The organism is Variovorax sp. P1_H2 (genome assembly GCF_056405295.1).
On record NZ_JBFUCJ010000015.1, the window covers coordinates 56,429 to 74,621 of the forward strand.

An 18,193-nucleotide genomic window follows, 5' to 3' on the forward strand; every position below is an offset into this window, starting at 1 on the left:
TCAAGTAGGACGTGCCGTAGGTGCCCATGTTGTCGATCTGCATGTTCCACCCATTCACGGGCTTGTAGCCATCCTGGATCTTGTGGACGTTCGCATAGTCCGCGGGCCCGTTTGTCTTGGTGCGGCCGATGATCCACATGCTCGGGGTGGGCGCCACGATCTTCACTGCCCCTGTCGGCAGCTTGCCGGTCCATCCCGGAGCGACGAGCGCATAGGTGCCGGCCTTGTTCCCGGTGGTGCGACTGCCGACGACGGCGAAGACGTCCGACCACATATCGAGCATCGGCAGCAGGTAGTAGCGATCCTGCGTATCCGGCACCGTGAGCATGACCGGCTCGCGCGCGAGATCCAGCCACGCCATGGAGTAGAGCGTGTCGAAGTTTATCGGACGACATCCTTTTCCTCGGCCTTTGGATAGGCCCGCGCGTGGGCGAACTGGTTCACCGGCGCCCGCAGGGTGACCGGCGCCGCATCCGGCACATTGAGGGCCTGACGCATCGTGACATCCATGCTGACAAGCGGGTAGGCATAGAGGCAGGCATCCTTGGCGAGGGCAAAGGTCTCTTCAGGCGTGAGGGCCGATGGGCTGGCTTGCGCGGCAGCACCCGTTGGAAGCGTCAAGCCAAGCGTCGCACCGAGAGCGATATGAGCCAATACGCCACGGTCGATCGAAAACTTCATGTGCGAACTCCCTTGTTCGGTGCGCCCGGGGACCCGGTTCTTGTAGCCGGTGTCTCGCGAGGTCATCACTGTCTTATTGATTTCTCTCTGAACGATGCGGCGAGTCTCGCGTGAAGGTTTTTCAGCGTCAACGCCATTGGGATCGGATAGGTAGATTTCCGCCCGGAAATAGACCCTTTCCCAGTGCTCGTCACCCCTCCTGTCTCAGCAAGGTAGGTACTCTCTCGCGGCGTCAATAGTTCTGGCCCTTTCGTCCCGACAACGGCAAGTGGTGGTGCAGCACCGGACCGGCGCGATGTGGTTTCAGGGAATTCAGGGCTCGATTAACTTGTTGCGGATCGCATAGCGCACCAGCGAGGCGGTGGAAGTGATTCGCAACTTGCTCATGGCGGCGGACCGGTGCGCCTCCACCGTCTTGGCGCTGATGTGCAGCATCTCCCCGGCGGTCCGACTGCTGTGGCCTTCCGCGATCAGCTGGATGATTTCCTTTTCCCGCGGCGTCAGGACTTCGGGAATTCCGGGCTCTTGAGACGGGGAAAGGTAATGCGCAAGCAGCGCTTCATTGACTTGGCCCGTGAAGAAGGGCTTGCCCACCGCCAGCGCATCGAGCGCCGCAAAGAGCAGCTTCTCGGTGTCCGACTTGACCAAGAATGCCCGCGCGCCGGCCGCGAGCACCTCGCGGATTACCTGCTCGCCTTCATGCATGGTGAAGACCAGCACCTGTGTCTTGGGTGAGCGGGTGCAGATCTTGCGCGTGAGTTGCGCGCCATTCATCAACGGAATGCTGTAGTCGACGATGGCGATGTCCGGCTCTTCGGCCGTCGCATGGCGAAGGGCTTCGAGCCCGTCGGCGGCCTCCGCGACGACCTGCCAACCGGGGCGGCTTTCGATGAAGGAGCGAAGGCCCCGGCGAACCACGTCGTGGTCGTCTGCGATGAGGACGCGGTGGCCACTGCCGCTGCGATGGTCCTGAGCATTGAGTCCACCTGATTGAACAGCCATGATCCGAGATCACTCCTCGCGACGACGGTCCAGTATAGTTTCACGACCTTGCTCGAATAGTTGGCAAGGACGTGGGCTCGCGCCCTTTTCGCCTCCGCGCACATGAGCCTGAAAGTGTCGACACGTTCCAGCTTCCGCTTCAACTGGCAGCCCCCTGTCGACGAACTCAAGCCGCGGCTGCGGCGGCAGCTTGCGATCGTCATCGCAGGCGCGCTGTTCGTGGTCTTCGCGCTGTCCGCGACCTACATCATCGTCGGCGTGCTTCGGGCCCGAAGCACGGAGATCGGACGACTGGGCGCGGCATCCGCGAACCTTTCTCAGGCGCTGGACCGCGAAGTCGCGCGATCGCATGCGCTGCTGATGGGTCTCGAGTATTCGCCGGCCCTGCAAAGACGAGACCTCGAGGCGTTCCAGAAGCAGATGGCCGCCACGAGGGTTCCCGAGGGCGCCTGGCTGATCCTCTGCGACCGGGAAAGACTCATTGCGCACTCGCTGCGGCCATTCGGCTCGCCGCTGCCGACGCTCGCCGACTTCACGCCTCAACCTGCGTTCCTGGAGCGGATTGACCAACTCGATGTGAGCCTCACGGGGCGCGTGCGCAGCCTCCTGCTCAACCAGACGGCGGTCACCGTCAACATGAAGGTGCATGATCCCGGCGGCGGATGGACGTACTTCCTGACGACGGTGCTGTCCGATCAGCGGTTCGCATCCATTCTCAAGGAGCAGCAAATGGCGCCCGGGCTGACCGGAGCCATCTACGACCACAGCCTGAACGGAGTGGTCTCGGTCCGTGGCGACGAGATCACCGTGGCGCCGGTCATGGCCGATGCCGCATCGTCCGTGCTGGGCGAGACGGCCGCGCCTGCGGCCTCCGGACTGATCCGCGCAGCCGATCTGCATGGCGGGCCGAGCCTGATTGCCTACACCCGCTCCGGCTACACGCAGTGGATCGCGACGACTTCGATGACGCTGGCCGACCTCGATGCGCCCCTCCATGACGCGCTGAGACTTCTTGCGGGCGCCGGCCTCCTGATGGGCCTGGCCGGATTCGGCACCTGGTGCCACCTCCGGCGCGAGATCGAGTCGCCGATCGAACAGCTCGAAAGAAGCATCGCCACCGCCGACGCGAAGGTCGAGCACCTCACCGGGCGCCTGCTGCAGGCACAGGAGGACGAGCACCAGCGCATCGCAAGGGAACTGCACGACTCCACGGCGCAACACCTCGTGGGCGCGATGCTGGGAGTCGCCAACCTGGAAAGGATCGAGGCCGGCAACGACGGGGCGCAATCGATGCTCAAGGATGTCAAAATTTCCGTCGAATCGGCGTTGAACGAACTCCGCACCTTCACCTTTCTGATCCATCCTCGCGATCTCGGCGAGCACGGCCTCGCGCGGGCACTGAAGGATTTCGCGCAGGGTTTCATCCGCCGCAGCGGTTTGACGGGCATGGTATCCGTCGATTCGGCCGCCGATTCCCTGCCCTTCGAATTGCAGAGGTCCCTGCTGCGCATCACGCAGGGCGCGCTCGCGAATGTCCATCGTCACGCCAAGGCGACGCAGGTCGACGTCAGGCTCGAAATGGATGCGAAGCGCATCGTGCTGAGCATCGAGGACAACGGCCTCGGAAGCCGGCAGTCGACGCCGGGCGAGCAAGGGCATGGCAACGGCGTCGGCATTCCCAGCATGCACGGAAGGCTCATTCCCTTCGGAGGCGAACTCAAGATCGAAAAATCTGCGAGCGGCACGGTCGTGTGCGCCGTCGTGCCGCGTCCGGCCGCTTCCTGAGCGACACCGGCTTCCGGTCTGCAGAGTCCTGTCAGCGCCCACCTGAGTTACCGATCCGTTCCCCAGCCTCACTGGACGGGTTGCGCCGCGGGGAACGTCCATTGCCCGCCGAGGATTTCGGGGTGCGGCCTGTACAACCGCACCATGTAGTTCCAGCCCGGCATCACCGGCAGGCAGTTCGCGACCTTGCCGTCGCAACCGCCGAACTGGACGGCGATCGAACCGTCGCCATCCTTCTTCGCGGTGATGTTGTTGAGGGTGTACGCATTGAGCGGGTTCTTCTCGTAGTACCCCTCCCCGTTGTAGACGCTGACCGACCAGAAGCCGTCGACCGGCACCTCGCGCGCAATGAGCCTGTAGACCGTCTTGCCGTCGTTGCGCTCCGGCACGATGTTCAGGTAGACCGCGTCCTTGTCCGGATTGCCGCCCCACCCCGACGCGGCACCGAGGAGAAAGCGCACCGAATCCACCTCGTCCTTGCGGCCGAACATGCGGTTCTTGTCGGGCAGCGTGTCGGACAGTGCGATCAGGGCGTCACGGACCTTCTTCTGCCCGGCGAGGTCCCAGCGAGGGATTTCGAAACTGCCCGAGGACTGCTGCTGCACCTTGAGCGCATCCTGCAGGGCGTGGACCTTGGCGAGATCCTTCGGATCGTTCGGATCGACCAGCATGCGGATCGCCGCCACGAAGTAACGCGTGCCCATGCCGGCGCGATCGAAGGTGTAGCTGCCGGCCTTGTAGCTCACCCCGTGTGTGTACTGGTCCTCGTCGATGATCTGCATCGACATGAAGCGCTGGCCGGGATCGGGCAGCGTGATCGTGACCGGCCCGGCATCCAGATCGAACACGGCGGAGGAATAGAGCGTGTCGCGGTTCAGGCGGATCACGGTCTGCTTATCCACCGGGGCGACGTTCCTCGTGTGGTCGAACTTGCCGAAGCCGCCGTTCTTGACGATGCCGGCGAAGTAAAAGTCCGATTCCGCGCGAGCGAAGTTTTCCACGGTCACCGCCTTGGCTTCCGGCTGCGCCGCCACGCGATCGAGCGCCGGCTGCTTCCAGCGGCCGTCGAGGGCCTGCGGCTTGGGCCAGTAAAGGCGCATGGCCGCCCAGAAGGGCCCTTTCGGCGCGGGCAGCCAGTTGGCTTCCTTGTCCTTGCCGGGTGACTCGTTCTGGAGGTACAGCGTGATGCCGCCGTCCGCGTCGCGCTTCAGCTCGGGCAGCATCGCGGAGTTGATCAGGTAACGGTTGAGCGGATTGGCGACCAGCAGGCTCTCGGGCAGGCCGTACATCGTCAACGACCAGAACGAGTTGACCGGCGGCAGTGCGTTGGCCGGGAAGCGCAGGACATAGCGGTTGCTAGTCCCGTCCAGCGTCTGCCCCCCGGAATCGACGAAGTAGGCCGGATAGACCGCCTCCTCCTTCGAATTCCCGTAGATGCCGAAGGCCGCCGAGGCCATGCGGGCGAGGTAGTCGTTGTTCAGGAACTTGCGCGTGCCGAAGCCGTCGCCCGAGGTGCGCTTGCCGGTGTCGATCTGCTCGGTCTTGAACCTGGCCAGCGTCTGCCATGCATCGGCCATTCCTTCTTCGATGGCCTGGCGCTGCTGGGGCGTCAACTGCTCGGCGTCGAAGGGCTTGCCGGGCACGACGCCGATCCGCGCGAAACGCGCACGCAACGCGGTCTCGCTCGGGTGGGTGGGCGCGAATTGCAGAAGGAAGTTCAGTTCATCGAAGAAGCGCGGCGAGGTGCGCTGCTCCTTCGCCGACAGCGGCTTGAAGAAGTCCACGGCAGGCGCGGGCGCCGGTGCCGCTTTGCCCAGGAAGGCCGACAGCGGCTGGACCTTGTAGCCCGCCTGAATCTTCTTCACGTTGTCGATGTCGTCGGGACCCTTGAGCTGCGTCCGGTACAGCACGAAAGCCAGATCCGTCTCGGAGCGGATGACCTGCTTGATCCCGGCCGGCGCCTTGCCCTTCCACTGCGGACCGGCCAGCAGATAGTTGCCCGCCTCCGAGCCGGTGGCGCGGCTGCCGACATAGGCGAAGTTGAAGGTGTAGAGATCGATGAACTGCAGCGAGTAGTAGCGGTCTTTGCCCACCGCCGGCACCGAGATCACGAGCGGTTCGGTCCGCAGGTCCGCGCCGAGTTGCGAGTACGGCGTGTCGGAGTTCGGCGTCTGAATCGCCTTGTCGTCGGGGGTGTAGACGCGCTCGACGTTGTGGATCGTGTTCCAGGGCGCCTTGAACTCGGCCCCGGTCGTGTCCACGAAGTACGAATGCATGACCCGGTAGTTGTCCACCAGCGGGAATCCGTAGATCGTCGCGTCCTTGGCGATCGTGCGCGCTTCGGCGGACGGTACCTGCTGCCGCGCCGAAGCGGCAACTGCTGGAACGATGGCTGCCTGCAGCGCCAAGGCGCAGGCAAGTATCACGTATCGGGTGGTTGCGAATCGCAATGTCATGACGGATGCCTTCGGGCTCGTTTAGTTGTTCAAGCGGTGTAGCGGAGTGTCTCGCTCACAGAGGAAGCTGGAGATCTTGGCCGAAGAAGACCTGGAACTTGGGTTGGCCATCGCCCTGGTGGGCGACCGTCCACTGAGGTTCGGCGAACAGGTTGTAGGTCACGCCATTGCCCTTCCAGATTTTTCCGGCGCCCACGCCGATCGGGATCGAATAGTCGCCATTGCGCAGGTTGAAGCTCCACGTGGCGCTGCTGCGCATGTACCACCCGTCGGGAAGATTGTGGATGACGAAAGGCTGCAGCGTTGCGTTGTCCTGCGAGGTTCTGCAGGTTCAGGCCGATCGTCGGCGTCAGCGGATTGTTGGCTGCATTCATGTCGTCGTTCGATTGTGCGGAAGCGGCACCGCATGCCGCGGAAAGCAGCGGAGCGGTGAAAGTCGTTTGTTTTGGAGTTCTGGAATGCGCCATGGGGCCGGTCTGGACTGCGCTGTTGCTAAGGCGCCTACCTTATGAGGCGGGAGGGCTGATGAGCACTAGTAAAAGGGTCTATTTCCGGGCGGAGATCTACCTATCCGGTCCCTTTGGCGTTGACGCTGAAGAACCCTCACGCAAGACTCGTCGCATGGTTCAGGGAAAAACAAAAAGACAGCGATGACCTCGCGAGACGAGGAAAGGAAGAGGATGACGAATCGATTGCTGCGCAGCGCCCTGTGGGCGGGCGTTGCGCTGGTGCCGCTGGGTGCGGCAGCAACCGAAGGGGGGATGGGCCGGCCCATCACGGGCCAGCAGGTGAACTCCAACGCGGGCATCGTGCCGCCGACCCCAGGCCTTGCGCTCACGCTCGCGAGCATCAATTTCAACGGCGACATCGAAGGCTCGCGGCGCGTATCGATCGGGCGGGTCGTCAGCGCCGGCATGGAAGCCAGCGTCAGCTACAACATCGCCAACCTGACCTACGTCTGGGACACGGGGCCTGGCCAATGGAACTTCGCATCGGCCATCGGCTTGCCGGTGCAGTACACCAAGGTCACCATCGACGCATCGAGTACCCTGCGCCCGGGCTTGTCGAACACCGACAGTGGCACCCAGTTCGCGGACGTCCTGATCAACCCGATCGTGGCCGGCTACCACTTCAGCGAGACCGAGCACATGGCTCTCTCGCTTCCGATCTATGCGCCCACGGGCGCCTACGATCCGAACCGCCTCGCCAATGCCGGCCAGAACACCTGGACCTTCTCGCCGACCATCGCATACACCCATCTGCTCAGAGGCGGCGGCGAGTTCACCGCACTGGCGGCGTTCGACTTCTACACGCGCAACACGGACACCGACTACAAGAACGCCGCGGTCTTCCGCATCGATGCGATGTGGACCACGGCCGTCGCGCCGCAATGGCGCCTGGGCTTGGTGGGCGGCTGGATCGAGCAGCTCGGGAACGACTCGAGCCCCGTCGCCGACAAGCTCAACGGCTTCAAGGGCCGCTCGGTCGGGCTGGGCCCGATCGTGACCTGGACGGGAAAGATCGGGCCCCTGCCTGCAGCGTTCTCGGCGCGCTGGGTCCGCGACGTCGATGCGGAGAACCGGCCCAAGGGCAACGGCGTGATGGTGAGCCTCACGCTGCCCATCATGTAACGGAAGCGCGCGTGAACAAGAATTCAGTCGTCGCGCCCGCATTGGCCCTGCTTGGGCGCGGCATCTTCAACCTCGCTTTCGGGATCGCGCTGGTTGGCTTGGCGAACGCAAAGGCGATGCATGGGGCGAACTGGGCCGGGATCTTCGCGCTGGTCGACGGCCTGTTTGGCCTCGTATGGGCGACGCTCATCTGGACCCGGGCGCGCTGGCTCTTCGCGCTCGCATGTGCCGATGCGATCGTCCGAATACTGATCGGCGCGCTGCTGCTCGGGAATCCCGGCATGGAAGCCTCGGTGATCGGTTCGGCGCTCTTCTTCTCGCTGCTGAGTGTGGCGCTCATGACCTTCGGCATCCTCGGCGCGGCCTGTGTGTGGTGGGCCCGACCGCGGGGCAAGACGCCCGCCGAGAGCGAGGACGTGGTCTGGCCGGCTCTCATTTCCTGCGCGCTCACCGCGATGCTCGGCCTCGGTGTGGGCGTTGGATTTCTCGACGCGGACAAGCGCGCGGCATTGAGTGCCTATTGCATCGTGTTCGGCGTGCTGCTGTGCTGGAGCAGCCGCCTAGCCACAAGAAACAACGAAAGGAGGTCGTGATGACTCGGAGAATGAACGGATTCCTCGGATGGCAGGTCAAGGCGACGACTTGTGCGTGCATGCTGCTGTTCGGATGTGCGCAGCAACCCGCTGCCACCTCGGCGGCGCCGGCCTCTCCGGCGCCGGTCGCGAGCACTGCGACGTCGCCGCAGCAGCCAGTCTCGGAGGCGCCGGGCGCTGCCGCACGAGCGGATTCCCCTCGTGCCCCGATCGACCCGGGCGTCCTGCAAGCGCTCGACCGCATGGGCGACGCACTGCGCCATCTGAAGATCTTCGAGCTGCAGGTGTTCACGACGACGGACGAACCGCTGGACAACGATCAGATGGCCCAGATGGGCCGCTCCGCGATCCTCAAGGTGCGCCGGCCCGACGCCCTTCGGGCCGACATGCGCAACGACCGTGGCGACCGCAAGGTCCTTTTCTACAACGGGCAAAAGGCGAGTCTGTGGGACCCGGCGACCCAGTTCTTCACGACGGTCGATGCGCCGCCCACGCTGGCCGAACTGGTGGGCGTCCTGGCTGATCGCTACGGCATCGAGCTGCCGGCCGCCGACCTGTTCTACTGGGATTCGAACAAGCTCGGCGAGCGCGGCGTTCGCTCGGCCGACTTCCTCGGCTATGCCGAGGTCGACGGCAGTCAGACCGAGCATTACGCGATCCGCCAGGATGGCATGGACTGGCAGATCTGGGTCGAGCGCAGCGCAATGCCGTTGCCACGCAAGCTCGTGATCCGCACCACGGACGTGGCGGCGCACCCGCAACACACCGTCCTGATGCGCTGGAAGCTCTCCCCGAAGGTCACGTCCGCCGACTTCGAGTTCAGGCCGCCGGCGGGCGCGCGCCAGATCGTGATCCAGACACTCGACAGTGGCGCAACAAGTCCGCGGATCGGCACGCCATGAGGCGCCACGCGCAGACCGCAAACCCCTTCGTCAAGCGAGGCGTATCCATGAATCTTCCATCGGCGATCCCATCCATTTCGCTTTCCGGTCTGCTGCTGGCACTGGCGGCCGCTGGCTGTCTCCTCTCCAGCGGCGCTGCGCATGCGCAGCGAGAGATTCGGGCGGGCGGCGCACGAACTTCGGTCAACCACAACATGGCGGCCAACCGCAATCTGGCGGTCAATCAGAACGTTGCTGCGAACCGGAACGTGAACGTGAACCAGAACGTGAATGTCAATCGCAACGTGAACGTGAATCGCCACGTCGGCGTAGTAGGAGGCCCCGCGGTCGTGGTGGGCCGACCCGTCGTCGTCGACAACTACCATCCCGTGGCGACGGCGGCTGCGGTCACGGCCGGCGTCGCGCTGACCGCCGCGGCGGTGGGGGCGATCGTTCACAGCCTCCCGCCTTCGTGCACCGTCGCGTCGCTCAATGGCGTCACCTACCAGAACTGCAACGGCACCTGGTATCAGCCGCAGTATGTCGGAACCCAGGTCAACTATGTCGTCGTCAATCCGCCCCGTTGAGTTTGCGGTTAGCGCAGGGGTTCGACACCGCGACCTGCCATCTCGGTGACGATTTGTTGCAGTGCGACCGTTGCCGCCGCATGAGAGTTGACGCGGAGCTATCCAAATGAAACAGACAATCTCGGGATCGATAGTGAGCATCAAGGCTGCGGGTCTCGTCGGTACGAGCCCCGTGCAAAGCTTTCCTGCCAACGGCTATGGCTTATTCGACATGACGGGTAACGCGTGGCAGTGGGTGGCAGGCTGGTACCGCTCGGACGCGTTTCGCGTCCATCGCTCCGCCGACGTGGTGGACAGGCCTCGAGCTGGAGCCGGGGATGGTCTTCACCATCGAACCGATGCTCAACGCCGGCAAGCGCGAAACCAGGCAATTGCCCGACGGGTGGACCGTCGTGACCAAGGACGGGTCTCTGTCCGCGCAGTGGGAACACATGGTCGCTGTGACGCCCGAGGGATATGAAGTGCTCACGGCCTGGCCAGGAGGCACAGGTGCCTACGCACCGGCTTGACGCTCAGCAAGGGCGAGGCTTGGCCCTGGACAACTGCGCTCCTGCGGACATGCCGTTGCGTTGAACTGGAGGGCGGTGTCGAAGGTCTGCTGTTGGCCGATCTGAGGCCTTGGGCTCGAGGGCAACTCGTAGTACGGATCGCGCCGCCTCGCGGCAACAAGGCCGGAGTCCCATACGTTCGACAACGCCTACGGCTAAGCCTATTCCCCCTTGATGCCAACCTGCTTCACCACCGCATCCCATCGCGCCATCTCCTTGTCAATGAAGGCTGCAAACTCTGTGGGGCTGGTGCCCATCGCTTGCAGGCCCAGTCCGGCCAGCTTCTGGCTCACCAGCGGCTCGGAGAGGATCGCCTTCACCTCGCTGGCCAGCCGGTCCACGATGGGCTGCGGCGTCGCCGCCGGCGCCATGAATCCGAACCAGCCGTAGCCGATCACGTTGGGAAAGCCCTGTTCGCGCAATGTCGGCGCCGAGGGGTAGATGGGCGAGCGCTGCTCCGAGGCCACGCCCAGCACGCGCAGCTTGCCGCTCTGGATGTGCGGCAGGGCGGAGGTGATGGCGGTGAGGGTTGCATCGACCCGACCGGCCAGCAGCTCGGTGTACGCGGTGGCGTCGCCGCGAAAGTGCACGTTGAGTCCCTTGACGCCGGCCTCCTTGAGGAACAGCTCGGCCGCAAGGTGGGGGCCGGAGCCGCTGCCTGGCGACGCAAAGGTGAGGCCATCCTTGCTGGCCTTGCCGTAGGCCACGAGGTCGGCGAGCGTCTTGAAAGGTGAGTCGGCATTGACGACCAGGAACACAGGTGCCACCACCGCCAGGCTCACAGCGCGCAGGTCCTTGCGCGGGTCGTAGCTGAGCTTGCCGTACAGGCTCTCGACCACCGCGTAGGGGGCTGCCGCGTACAGAAGGGTGTAGCCGTCGGGCGCTGCGCGCGCAACCATCTCGTTGCCCACGCGGGTACCTGCGCCCGGCTTGTTTTCGACCACGAATGGGCGCCCCAGGCGCTTGCCCAGATCCTCGGCCAGGATGCGCGCCGAGATGTCGTTGGAGCCGCCTGCGCCATAGGGCGAGACGACGCGCACCGGCTTGTCTGGCCAGGCACGTCCCGTCTGCGCGTGGGCGATGCCACCTCCGGCCAGCAGGGCCGAGGCCACTGCGCTGGTGTGGACGAGGAAGCTGCGGCGTGTGGTGTTGTTCATGGGTCTTGTCTCCGTATTTTTTCTGTCGTACGCGTTCAGTCAAGCCGTACCAGCGGCGGATAGGCAAAGCGGAAGTCCAGGTGCGCCTGGCGCGGCTGGTAGAGGCGCAGCGTGAGGTAGAAGGGCTCGGGCGGCGAGGGCAGCCAGTTGGCCCGGTCACGCGGTTCCGACGGCGCCGCGTGCTGGATGGCGATGCGCAGGCCGCCGTCCGCGTCCCATTGCAGGCCGTGCGTGCGGTCGCCGATCGAGTAGCGGTCGATCGGGTTGTCCACCAGCAGGCAATCGGATTTCCGATACATGGTGAGCGACCAGAAGGCGTCCACCTGCGGACCCGCGCCCGGCGGGAAGTAAAGCGTGTAGCGTTGCGTGCCTTCGAGCGGCCGGCCCTGGTCATCGACTTCGGCCACCGGGTACATCGCCTCCTCGCTACCCAACGCGCCGATCAGGTTGCGCGCCACGCGAGCGCGCAGCGTGAACTGCGTGCCCCAGTCGGTGCGGATGGCCATTGGCATGCTCCATCCACCGCCGACATCGGAGGGTTGGGCGTCCTCGCGCAGCGCCTGGCAGACCTCGGTCAGCGCCTGCTGCAGGCGCGGCTCGCCTTCGCTCAGCGCCTGGCGCCAAAGCGACTGCGCGTCGTCGTCGGCTGGCGGCGATGGGTTGCGTGCCCAGGTTGATTCGACGATGGCGCGATACGCATGCGCCTCGGGCGTGGCGGTCTTGCGTCCGTCCATCGCGGCGTCGGCCACGCGTTCGGCCGGTTGCAGGTCTTGCGCTCGCAGGATGGCGAACTGCCGCTGCAGTTGCGTGACGCGCGCCAGGTCGGCCGCATCATCGTCGACGAGGATGCGGCCAATGATCCACACGTCATCGCCCGGCGCGGCAATCTCGATCATGTCCTTGGGCAGGGGGCCGGCCCACCGCGGTCCGTGGACGAAAAGGCGCTGCGCGCGATTCCCGGTCGTGCGACGCCCGGCGTACGCAAAAGGGTTGGTCCACATGTCGAGAAAGCCCTGCGTCCAGTACCGCTTGCCCATGTCGGGAACTTCGATCACCACCGGCCCATCGGAAAGGACCAGCCAGGCGTTCGTGTAGAGCGTGTCGTTGTTGGGCGTAACCACTTCGCGATCGCGTGGCGTGAGCAGGCGCTTCGAGTGGGTGAAGGTGTTGAGCCAGCGCAGCGTCGATGTGGCGTCCGGTCCGGCAAAGCCGTGCTGCGGATGGCGGCGTGGCGCGGTGGCGGCACGCATGCGCGCCATCTCGAACAGGGGCAGCGTGCGCAGCACAGCCTCGTGTGTCACCGGCAGGTCCTCGCGCTTCATGCCACCCGCTCCAGCTTCGGCATGCGGTACTCGCCGCTCAGGAACGCGGGCTGAGGGTGATAGACGCGCAGGATCAGGTAGAAGGCGCCGCGTGGTGCGGGCAGCCAGTTCTCCTCCGGTCCCGGAGGGCGCTGGCGGGACACATACAAGGTCAGACTGCCGTCGGGATTGCGCTCGAGTTGGCTGCGATTGCCCAGCGCGTGGCGGCCGATGGAGTTGGCCGCGAAGTAGCGGTCCGCGCCATAGAGCGAGATCGACCAGAAGGCACCGGCCGGGATACGGCCGCCATCCTCGAAATGCAGGCGGTAGAGGCGATCGCCGTCGAGCACCTCGGAGCGGTCGTCGTAGTCGGTGGTGGCGTAGATGGCCTCATCGCCGGCCAGTGCGCCCAGGCCCTTCCAGGCGGTGACTGCGCGCAGCAGCAGGTCGTCACCGTAGCGTCCCAGCCGCGTCGAATAGCGCCACGGTGCCTTCGACGCCGGGCGCGAGGCGCCGTCGATGATCTTCATCGCCGACACATAAGCGACGCGCAGGCCCTCCAGCGTGGCGGGTCGCAGGTCGCCCAGCTCCCCGCTTGCATCGAGCTTTACGTGCGCGCCGCGCAGGAGCTCGAAGGCGCCTTGCTGTGAAGCCGAAGGGGGGAAGTCGTGCAGCGCGCGTGCCAGGTTGGCGAAGAATTCGAGTGCGGGATCGTCGCCGCCGGCTTGCCACTGCGCGACACTGGCCGGCGCTTCGGCTGTCTCGGGTCCGTCGATGGCGAAGCCGGCCTGGAAACGGCGCGCGGCCGCGACGGCCGAGTCGCTATCCACCAGCACCCGCCCGAGCACCCAGACCAGCGCAGTCGGACACTGGATCGCCGTGGTGCCCTCCGGCGCGGCCTGCGTGCTGTCCGGGCCCAAGAGCGCGAACCGGCCGCCATGCTGTGGGACGTTGCGCGTGCCGATGTTGTGGAAGTTGTTGGTATAGGTGTCGAGCAGTTCCAGCACGAAATAGCGGCCGGTCTGCGGCGGCACTGTGATCACCACCGGCCCTCGGCGCAGGTCGATCCACGCGTTGCTGTAGAGCAGGTCGTTGGCCGGGGTCACGATGTCGMGGTCGCGATCGGTCCAGCGTTCGGCGCTGTGGCCGAAGTGGTTGAAGGGCGCGCGCCCGTAGGCCGCCGCGCCGGGCGTGGTCTGCACATGGCAGGTACGCACGGATTCGAGCAGGGGATAGCCGGCCACCACCGCCGGCACCGCGCAGTGCGCGATCCAAGCGGCCTGGGGGGATGTGAATTCAGTGTGGAGGAATGCGTTGCTCATCGGTCTTGTCTCTCGTCATGAATGAAATGCATACTGGAATCAGTCGGCCTTGACGCCGCTCGCCTGAACCACGCGGGCCCACGTCGTGACGTCTTGGTGCCATTGCTTGTCGAAGCCCTCGCGCGAGATCGGGTCAGCTTCCATGCCCAGAGCCCTCACCTTCTCGATCACGTCGGGGCGCCGCAGCGCGCGGCCGGCAGCCTGCACCAGTTGCTGCGTCGTGTCGGACGGCAGGCGAGCCGGCGCGAACAGGGCGAACCAGCTTTCGGTGTCGAAGCCGATGCGGCCCTCGACCAGCGTCGGGACTTCCGGCAGGGCCGACGAACGCTTGGTCCCGGTTACCGCCAAAGCCTTGATGCGGCCGGCGCGCAGCAGCGGCAGCGCGCCCGCCACGTCCGCCATCGCCACCTGGATCTGTCCGCCCACCACGTCCTGCAACAGCGGCGCAACGCCCTTGTACGGCACGTGGACCGTCTCGATGCCGGTGGCCAGTCGCAGGCTTTCCATCGCCAGGTGGCCACCCGAGCCGTTGCCCCAAGAGCCGTACATCAGCGGGTCGCGGCTGCGCCTGGAGAGCGCCACCATCTCGGGCGCACTGTTCGGCGCATAGCCCGGGTTCGCCACCAGCACGTTGCCACCGTGCGCCACGCGGGCGATGGCGGTGAAGTCGTCGGGGCGGTACTTCAGGTCCTTGAACAGGGCCGGCGCAATGGCGTGAGTGGCGCTGATGCCCAGCACCAGCGTGTGGCCGTCCGGTGTCGCGCGCGCCACCTGCGCGCTGCCGAGGGTGCCGGTGGCGCCGGGCACGTTGTCCACGATCACCGTGGCGCCCAACTCCTGCGACAGCGATTGCGCCAGCAGGCGTCCCATCACGTCGGTGCCGCCGCCAGCCGGAAAGGGCACGACTAGGCGGATCGGCTTGTCGCTGAGCGCGGCGCGGGCGAGTGGGCATCGTGAAGTCGCCATCAGGGCGGCGCCGATCTGCAGAAGCAGCGCGCGGCGGCGTGGGAACGTGCTCATCGTGTCTCCTTGTTTTCTTCACAGAGCGATTCAGGCGGGGTCGACGAAGCTCACCACCGCGTCGGCGGCTGCGATGCCTTCGGCTGTGACCATCAGCGGGTTGATCTCGAGCGTGCCCAGGCGCGGGCCGAGCGCCGCGGCCAGCGCGGCGAAGCGCAGCACCACGTCGACCAGCGCATCGGCATCGCCCTTCGGCCGGCCGCGCCAGCCGCCAAGCAGCTTCAGCACGCCCAGCATGTCCAGTTGCGTACGCACCCGCGCGGCGGTGGTCGGCGCGGTGAGCACGGCGGTGCGTGGATGCAGCTCGACCTCCACGCCGCCCAGGCCCAGCACGATCACGGTGCCGAACACGGGGTCGTGCCGCGCGCCGAGCATGAGCTCGGCCAGCGGTGCGAGTTTTCGGGCGACCAGCACGCCCTGCTGGCGGGCCTGCGGCGCCAGGCGTGCGACGGCGGTGATGATGCCGTCGTAGGCCTCGCGGATCTCCTGCTCGCTGCGCAGCCCGACGCGAACGCCACCTACGTCGCTCTTGTGCAGCAGGTCGGCGGAAACGATCTTCATCACCGCGTGCCCGCCCAGCGCTTGCCACGCTGCGATGGCGTCGGCCGGCGAATGCACCAGCCGGTGCGGTGCGGCAGGCACGCCCAAGCCGGCGAGGAAGATCAGGGCCTCGACTTCGTTCAGTACCGCCGTGGCGACTTCGAGCGGCGCCGGCTGCGGCGGCTGCGCATCCATGCGATACGCGGCCCACTTTGCCTTGGCGGCCAGCACCTCCACCGCGTGCGTCGGCTCCTCGAACACCAGGCAGCCGCATGCCAGCAAGGCCTGGCGCGTGGCCTCGTCGGCAATGCCGCACAGCGCGACAGGCACGCCGGGTGCGGCGACAATGGTCTCGCGCACCATCTCAACGATGGACGGCGCCAGAACCGGCGAAGCGAGGGCGGCGGCCACAAACAGCACCAGCGCGTCGTAGGCGCCACTGGTGGCCGCGCCTTGCGCCGCGAGGCCCAGCACCGGCAAGTCGGCCGTGACCTGGCCGGTGACGTCAATGGGGTTCTGCGTGGCGCAGAAGGGAATGCGTTCGCGCAGCGGTGCGGCCACGCTTTCCGGCAGCGCGGGCAGTTCGAGCCCGAGATCTGAGGCGCTGTCGGCCATCAAGGTGCCGACGCCGCCCGATACGGTCACGATGCCGAGGCGCCGCCCGGCCGGCGCGCTGCCGACGGAAAAGGCCTGGCCCAGGCGAAACATCTCGTCGACGGTGCGGGCGCGGATCGCGCCGGTGGCGTCGAACACCGCCTGGTATACCGCGTCCTCGCCCGAGAGGCTGGCGGTATGCGACATCGCGGCGCGCGCGCCGGCCTCGGTACGGCCGACCTTGGTCACGACCACCGGCTTGCCGGCGGCGCGGGCCTTGGCCAGCGCGCGCTGCAGGGCAGCGCCGTCGCGCGCCCCTTCGATGTAGGCAAGGATCACACGTGTGTCGGCGTCATCGGCCAGCCAGTCGATGACGTCGGCCACCGACACGGCCGCCTCGTTGCCGGTAGTCACCCAGTGGCTCAGGCCCAGGCCGCCCTTGCGGGCGAGCGAGAAGGCGTAGGCGCCGAAGGCTCCGCTCTGGCTCACGATGGCGACGTGGCCAGCCTGCGGCACGCCGGCCAACGGCGCCGGCGAGAAAGTGGCGAAGAGCTTGCGGCGGATGTTCATCACGCCCAGGCAATTGGGCCCGAGCAACGCGAGCCCGGCAGTACGCGCGCGCTCCGCGATGCGTGCCTGCGTGGCGGCACCTTCTTCGCCCATTTCGGCAAAGCCGGAGCTGAGCACCACGGCGGCTCGCGCTCGGCGTGCGATCAACTGCTCGATGGCGCCCTCCACGCTGACGGCGGGCAGCGCGACGATGGCCAGGTCGACCGGCACCGGGACGGCGTCGATCGAGGCGAAGGCCGTCAGCCCCTGCACCTTGGCCGCGCCGGGGTTGACCGGGTAGATGGGCCCGTCGTAGCCCAGCCGAAGCAGCAGTTGCACCGGCATACCGCCGACCTTCTGAGGGTTTTGCGAGGCGCCGATGACGGCGACGCTGCGAGGTGAGAAAAGCGAGTCGAGTTGCATAAGGAATTTCGAGAGTCGAGATACGGGAAGAGGGAGCGTTCAGCCAACGCCTGCGTTGCGTTCGCACTGGCGCACCAGTTCCACCAAGCGCGGTCCGACACTCGACACCAGCGTCTTCGCATCGGTCTGGCTGCCCGGCACCGCGCAGTTGAAGAGCAGCGCGCGCGTGCCCTGGCGCAGGCGTGAAGCCACCGCCACACCCAGCACGCCCATGCCGGCGTCGCCGCGGTTGATCGCAAACCCATGGCGCGACTGCAGCAGCAGCGATTCCTTGATGCCGGCCGCGCAACGCGCCATTTCTTCGGGGCGCTCCGCCTTGAGCTTGCGCAGCACCGTGCTGCGTTCCTTCTCGTCCAGACAGTGCAGCCAAGCGCGCCCCATGGCGCTGGAGGCCACACTGCGCAGCGCGCCCACGTCCGGGCGCGCCAGCGTGCCGCGCTTGTAGGCGCAGGTTTCGACATAGACCACGTCCAGGCCCATGGCGACGCCGATCGATGCTGCGCCGTGCACCTGGTCGGCGAATGCCTGCATCAGCGGGCGCGCCTGGGAACGCAAGGGGATCGAGACGATGTAGGGATAGCCCAACGCGACCGCGGCCGGGCCGATGAAGTAGCGATCGATGCGCTCGTCCCGGTCCAGGTAGCCCATCTCGAGGAGCGTGCGGCACAGCCGCGATACTGTGGGCCGCGGAAGGCCCAGCAGTGTCGCCAGCTCGCTGTTGGCATAGGGGCGGGGATCGCGCAGGAAGGTCTGCAGGATCATCAGGCCCTTGGCCAGCGTCCCCGCGAAATTGGGGTCGTCATCACGCAGCGCGGTGATGTCGGACTGGTGCCGGAGTTGACGGATCATGCGCCGCACTCTAAGACCGGCAGCGGTGTTCTCAAAACGAAGTTCCATTATTTGGAACGGCTTTTCGTCCCGCTCTACGGCCACGCCACGAAAGCGCTCATAGACAGTTGATCCACGGGGTGATCAACCAGTCCTCTTGAAAGCAGCCGTTGCTGACTGTCGGCTACTGTTTAGGGTTATCCGATACCTGCCCGCGCGTCGGAACTGCCGCGAGCGTCACGGCGGTTCAAGGGCAGGTGTTGGATAAGCCCCAAGGGAGGAAACCGCGGAATGC

General features: G+C 66.1%; 15 protein-coding genes and 3 pseudogenes. 7 read left to right on the forward strand and 11 right to left on the reverse strand.

Going from position 1 to position 18,193, the window contains the following annotated elements:
• Positions 1–121 precede the first annotated feature (121 nt).
• The 3 genes and pseudogenes from AC1D2E_RS08115 to AC1D2E_RS08125 form a co-directional block, all read right to left on the reverse strand.
• Positions 122–361: pseudogene (locus tag AC1D2E_RS08115) on the reverse strand (DUF1254 domain-containing protein); the annotation flags it as partial.
• Between the two features lie 20 nt (positions 362–381).
• The gene (locus AC1D2E_RS08120; protein ID WP_478196917.1) at positions 382–681 is read right to left on the reverse strand and encodes a hypothetical protein; all 300 of its coding nucleotides are present in this window, start codon (positions 679–681) and stop codon (positions 382–384) included.
• 312 nt (positions 682–993) lie between these two features.
• Positions 994–1,683: a response regulator gene (locus AC1D2E_RS08125; RefSeq protein ID WP_478196918.1), complete on the reverse strand. Its 690-nt coding sequence runs from the start codon at positions 1,681–1,683 to the stop codon at positions 994–996.
• 219 nt (positions 1,684–1,902) lie between these two features.
• Here AC1D2E_RS08125 and AC1D2E_RS08130 point away from each other — a divergent pair, with 219 nt between their 5' ends.
• On the forward strand, positions 1,903–3,468 hold the full coding sequence (locus tag AC1D2E_RS08130) for a histidine kinase (protein ID WP_478196919.1): 1,566 nt from the start codon (positions 1,903–1,905) through the stop codon (positions 3,466–3,468).
• Between the two features lie 68 nt (positions 3,469–3,536).
• Here AC1D2E_RS08130 and AC1D2E_RS08135 read toward each other — a convergent pair whose 3' ends face one another.
• Both AC1D2E_RS08135 and AC1D2E_RS08140 read right to left on the reverse strand, forming a co-directional pair.
• Positions 3,537–5,924, reverse strand: a complete 2,388-nt coding sequence (locus tag AC1D2E_RS08135; RefSeq protein WP_478196920.1) for a DUF1254 domain-containing protein — start codon at positions 5,922–5,924, stop codon at positions 3,537–3,539.
• A 55-nt stretch (positions 5,925–5,979) separates the two neighbouring features.
• Positions 5,980–6,183 carry a hypothetical protein gene (locus AC1D2E_RS08140; protein ID WP_478196921.1) on the reverse strand — a complete coding sequence of 68 codons (204 nt, stop codon included), beginning with the start codon at positions 6,181–6,183 and terminating at the stop codon, positions 5,980–5,982.
• Between the two features lie 421 nt (positions 6,184–6,604).
• Between AC1D2E_RS08140 and AC1D2E_RS08145 the strand changes: the two genes are divergently transcribed.
• The 6 genes and pseudogenes from AC1D2E_RS08145 to AC1D2E_RS08170 all read left to right on the forward strand — a co-directional run.
• Positions 6,605–7,555: a SphA family protein gene (locus AC1D2E_RS08145; protein ID WP_478196922.1), complete on the forward strand. Its 951-nt coding sequence runs from the start codon at positions 6,605–6,607 to the stop codon at positions 7,553–7,555.
• 11 nt (positions 7,556–7,566) lie between these two features.
• A complete protein-coding gene (locus AC1D2E_RS08150; protein WP_478196923.1) occupies positions 7,567–8,148 on the forward strand; it encodes a hypothetical protein in 582 nt (193 codons plus the stop codon).
• Positions 8,148–9,050 carry a DUF2092 domain-containing protein gene (locus AC1D2E_RS08155; RefSeq protein WP_478196924.1) on the forward strand — a complete coding sequence of 301 codons (903 nt, stop codon included), beginning with the start codon at positions 8,148–8,150 and terminating at the stop codon, positions 9,048–9,050. The genes AC1D2E_RS08150 and AC1D2E_RS08155 overlap by 1 nt, the downstream gene beginning before the upstream one ends.
• Before the next feature lie 47 nt (positions 9,051–9,097).
• Positions 9,098–9,616: a hypothetical protein gene (locus tag AC1D2E_RS08160; protein ID WP_478196925.1), complete on the forward strand. Its 519-nt coding sequence runs from the start codon at positions 9,098–9,100 to the stop codon at positions 9,614–9,616.
• A gap of 106 nt (positions 9,617–9,722) precedes the next feature.
• A pseudogene (locus AC1D2E_RS08165) lies at positions 9,723–9,896 on the forward strand (SUMF1/EgtB/PvdO family nonheme iron enzyme); the annotation flags it as partial.
• A 16-nt stretch (positions 9,897–9,912) separates the two neighbouring features.
• Positions 9,913–10,125 (forward strand): annotated as a pseudogene (locus AC1D2E_RS08170) (M24 family metallopeptidase); the annotation flags it as partial.
• A gap of 200 nt (positions 10,126–10,325) precedes the next feature.
• Here the strand turns inward: AC1D2E_RS08170 and AC1D2E_RS08175 are convergent.
• The 6 genes from AC1D2E_RS08175 to AC1D2E_RS08200 are packed head-to-tail and all read right to left on the reverse strand — an operon-like array spanning position 10,326 to position 17,919.
• Entirely contained in the window at positions 10,326–11,321 is a 996-nt protein-coding gene (locus AC1D2E_RS08175; RefSeq protein ID WP_478196926.1) for a Bug family tripartite tricarboxylate transporter substrate binding protein, read from the reverse strand.
• A 35-nt stretch (positions 11,322–11,356) separates the two neighbouring features.
• The gene (locus AC1D2E_RS08180; RefSeq protein WP_478196927.1) at positions 11,357–12,643 is read right to left on the reverse strand and encodes a DUF1254 domain-containing protein; all 1,287 of its coding nucleotides are present in this window, start codon (positions 12,641–12,643) and stop codon (positions 11,357–11,359) included.
• Positions 12,640–13,944 carry a DUF1254 domain-containing protein gene (locus AC1D2E_RS08185; RefSeq protein ID WP_478196928.1) on the reverse strand — a complete coding sequence of 435 codons (1,305 nt, stop codon included), beginning with the start codon at positions 13,942–13,944 and terminating at the stop codon, positions 12,640–12,642. Before AC1D2E_RS08185 ends, AC1D2E_RS08180 begins: the two co-directional genes overlap by 4 nt.
• A gap of 39 nt (positions 13,945–13,983) precedes the next feature.
• Positions 13,984–14,964, reverse strand: a complete 981-nt coding sequence (locus AC1D2E_RS08190) for a Bug family tripartite tricarboxylate transporter substrate binding protein (RefSeq protein ID WP_478196929.1) — start codon at positions 14,962–14,964, stop codon at positions 13,984–13,986.
• A 30-nt stretch (positions 14,965–14,994) separates the two neighbouring features.
• A complete protein-coding gene (locus AC1D2E_RS08195) occupies positions 14,995–17,070 on the reverse strand; it encodes an acetate--CoA ligase family protein (protein WP_478196930.1) in 2,076 nt (691 codons plus the stop codon).
• Positions 17,071–17,109: 39 nt separating this feature from the next.
• Positions 17,110–17,919, reverse strand: a complete 810-nt coding sequence (locus AC1D2E_RS08200; protein ID WP_478196931.1) for an IclR family transcriptional regulator — start codon at positions 17,917–17,919, stop codon at positions 17,110–17,112.
• Positions 17,920–18,193: the final 274 nt, after the last annotated feature.